Here is a 2,871-nt window from a genome sequence, read left to right on the forward strand (position 1 = left end):
GGTGGACCCCGCCCGTACGCGCGACCTGTACGCGCAGCTGATCGCGGCCCTGGCCGAGGTGCGCAAGCAGGAGATCGAGCGGGGCGTGACGCTGGTCGGCCCGCACCGCGACGATCTGGTGCTGGGGCTGCGGGGAATGCCGGCCAAGGGATATGCGAGCCACGGGGAGTCGTGGTCGTACGCGCTGGCCCTGCGGCTGGCCTCGTACGATCTGCTGCGCTCGGAGGGCAACGAGCCGGTGCTGGTTCTGGACGATGTCTTCGCCGAGCTGGACGCGCGTCGCCGTGAGCGGCTGGCCGAGCTGGTGGCTCCGGGCGAGCAGGTGCTGGTGACGGCCGCGGTGGACGACGACGTCCCCGGGGTGCTCGCAGGTACGCGGTACGCGGTGTCGGCCGGTGAGGTGGAACGGCTGTGAGCGGCCGTACGGACGGCCCGGAGCCGTTGCCGGAGGGGCCGGCCGGCTCACCGCGCGAACCGTCCTCCGCAGCGGCGAAGCCGCCGGAGCCCTCGGGGGTGGACCTGGCGCGGGTGGCCCTGCGTGCGGCGAAGGAGCAGGCGCGGGCGCGCGGTGCGGCGGCGCAGCAGAAGAAGCAGGCCCGGCGGGGCGGCGGGCTGCGGTCCGGGGCGCGGGCGGACGGCCGCGATCCGCTGCCGCTGGGTGCGGCGATCAACCGGCTGATCACCGAACGCGGCTGGGAGGCGCCCGCGGCGGTGGGCGGTGTGATGGGCCGCTGGCCGCAGATCGTAGGTGATGATCTGGCCAATCATTGTGTGCCGTTGCGTTACGACGAGGATCCCGCGGAGCGGGTGCTGACGGTGCAGTGCGATTCGACGGCGTGGGCGACCCAGCTGCGGCTGCTGGCGCCCCAGCTGGTGGCCCGGCTGAACGCGGATCTGGGGCACGGCACCGTGCGGATGATCAAGGTGCTGGGGCCGGGAGGGCCGCAGCGCAGGTTCGGTCCGCTGCGCGCTCCGGGGAGCAAGGGTCCGGGCGACACCTACGGCTGAGCTGGCCTTTTACCCGTTTCCGAGGCCGGTGTGCCGACTCTGCCGGAGGGTGCCGCTGTGCGGTGCGCCCCGGTTGTCCCCGATGCCTGCGGACTCCGTGTTGTGCGGGTGTGCGGTGGTTGAAACCGTACGTCGTCGAGCGGGCGTCCCTCACGGTAGCGGGAGGTTGACAGGCCGAAGCGCTCAACGCCCGTGTGAGCCTCTTGAGGCCCCTTCCCGAATATGGGGAGTCGTCAGCCGCTCATTCAGGGCGGCACATGCGGACTCAGGTACCGGCAAACCCCCATTCGGGTCGGCGCTACCGGTAGACTGGTGGACAATCCCGCGTCCTTGCGGGATTCGTCGATACAAGCCGAACGACGCAGCCGCTCCCGCCTGCCCGGAGAACGGCCTGTGCTGTGCCAGAAAGGGCGCTTCGTGGCCGATTCCGGCAACCCCAACGAGAACATTCCGTCCACCCCCGGTGAGAGCGGCGCCGCTTCCGCCTCGAACGAGGTGACAGCCTCGTACGACGCCAGCGCGATCACCGTCCTGGAGGGCCTGGACGCGGTCCGCAAGCGGCCCGGCATGTACATCGGCTCGACCGGTGAGCGAGGCCTGCACCACCTGGTGCAGGAGGTCGTCGACAACTCGGTCGACGAGGCGCTGGCCGGCCACGCCGACACGATCGATGTCACGATCCTCGCCGACGGCGCGGTCCGGGTGATCGACAACGGCCGGGGCATCCCGGTCGACATCGTGCCGTCGGAGGGCAAGCCGGCCGTCGAGGTCGTACTGACGGTGCTGCACGCCGGCGGCAAGTTCGGCGGCGGCGGCTATGCCGTCTCCGGCGGTCTGCACGGTGTCGGTGTCTCCGTGGTCAACGCGCTGTCGGCGCGGGTCGCGGTCGAGGTCAGGCGGGACGGCTACCGCTGGACCCAGGACTACAAGCTCGGTGTGCCGACGGCGCCGCTGGCCCGTAACGAGGCCACCGAAGAGACCGGTACGACCGTCACCTTCTGGGTCGACGGGGACATCTTCGAGACGACCGAGTACTCCTTCGAGACCCTGTCGCGCCGCTTCCAGGAGATGGCGTTCCTCAACAAGGGTCTGACGATCAAGCTCACCGACGAGCGTGAGTCGGCGAAGGCGACGGCGGGCGCGGATGTCGCCGAGGTGGCCGAGGTCGCCGAGGAGGAGCAGGCGCGCACGGTCACGTACCACTACGAGGGCGGCATCGTCGACTTCGTGAAGTACCTGAACTCGCGCAAGGGCGACGTCATCCATGATTCGGTGATCGACATCGAGGCCGAGGACAAGGAGCGTCTCCTCTCGGCCGAGATCGCCATGCAGTGGAACACGCAGTACAGCGAGAGTGTCTACTCCTTCGCGAACACGATCCACACGCATGAGGGCGGTACGCACGAGGAGGGTTTCCGTGCGGCGATGACCTCGCTGGTCAACCGGTACGCGCGGGACAAGAAGCTGCTGCGCGAGAAGGACGACAACCTCACCGGCGAGGACGTCCGCGAGGGTCTGACGGCGATCATCTCGGTGAAGCTGGGTGAGCCGCAGTTCGAGGGCCAGACGAAGACCAAGCTGGGCAACACCGAGGCGAAGACCTTCGTCCAGAAGGTGGTCCATGAGCAGCTGACGGACTGGTTCGACCGCAACCCGAACGAGGCGGCCGACATCATCCGCAAGGGCATCGCGGCCGCCACGGCCCGGGTCGCGGCCCGCAAGGCCCGCGACCTGACCCGGCGCAAGGGGCTCCTGGAGAGCGCCTCGCTGCCGGGCAAGCTGTCGGACTGCCAGTCCAACGACCCGACGAAGTGCGAGATCTTCATCGTCGAGGGTGACTCGGCCGGTGGTTCGGCGAAGTCC

General features: G+C 69.6%; 3 protein-coding genes. All 3 read left to right on the forward strand.

Annotated features, from left to right (window positions below):
* A partial coding sequence (locus J1C73_RS31790; protein ID WP_504744889.1) for a DNA replication/repair protein RecF occupies window positions 1-415 on the forward strand: 415 nt, incomplete at its 5' end.
* Between the two features lie 26 nt (window positions 416-441).
* Window positions 442-1,008, forward strand: coding sequence for a DciA family protein (locus J1C73_RS31795; RefSeq protein ID WP_123462177.1), 567 nt, complete (start codon window positions 442-444; stop codon window positions 1,006-1,008).
* A gap of 393 nt (window positions 1,009-1,401) precedes the next feature.
* The coding region (locus J1C73_RS31800; RefSeq protein WP_207319399.1) for an ATP-binding protein at window positions 1,402-2,871 on the forward strand (1,470 nt) is incomplete at its 3' end.

The organism is Streptomyces laculatispora (genome assembly GCF_017353455.1).
GTDB classification, from domain to species: domain Bacteria; phylum Actinomycetota; class Actinomycetes; order Streptomycetales; family Streptomycetaceae; genus Streptomyces; species Streptomyces laculatispora.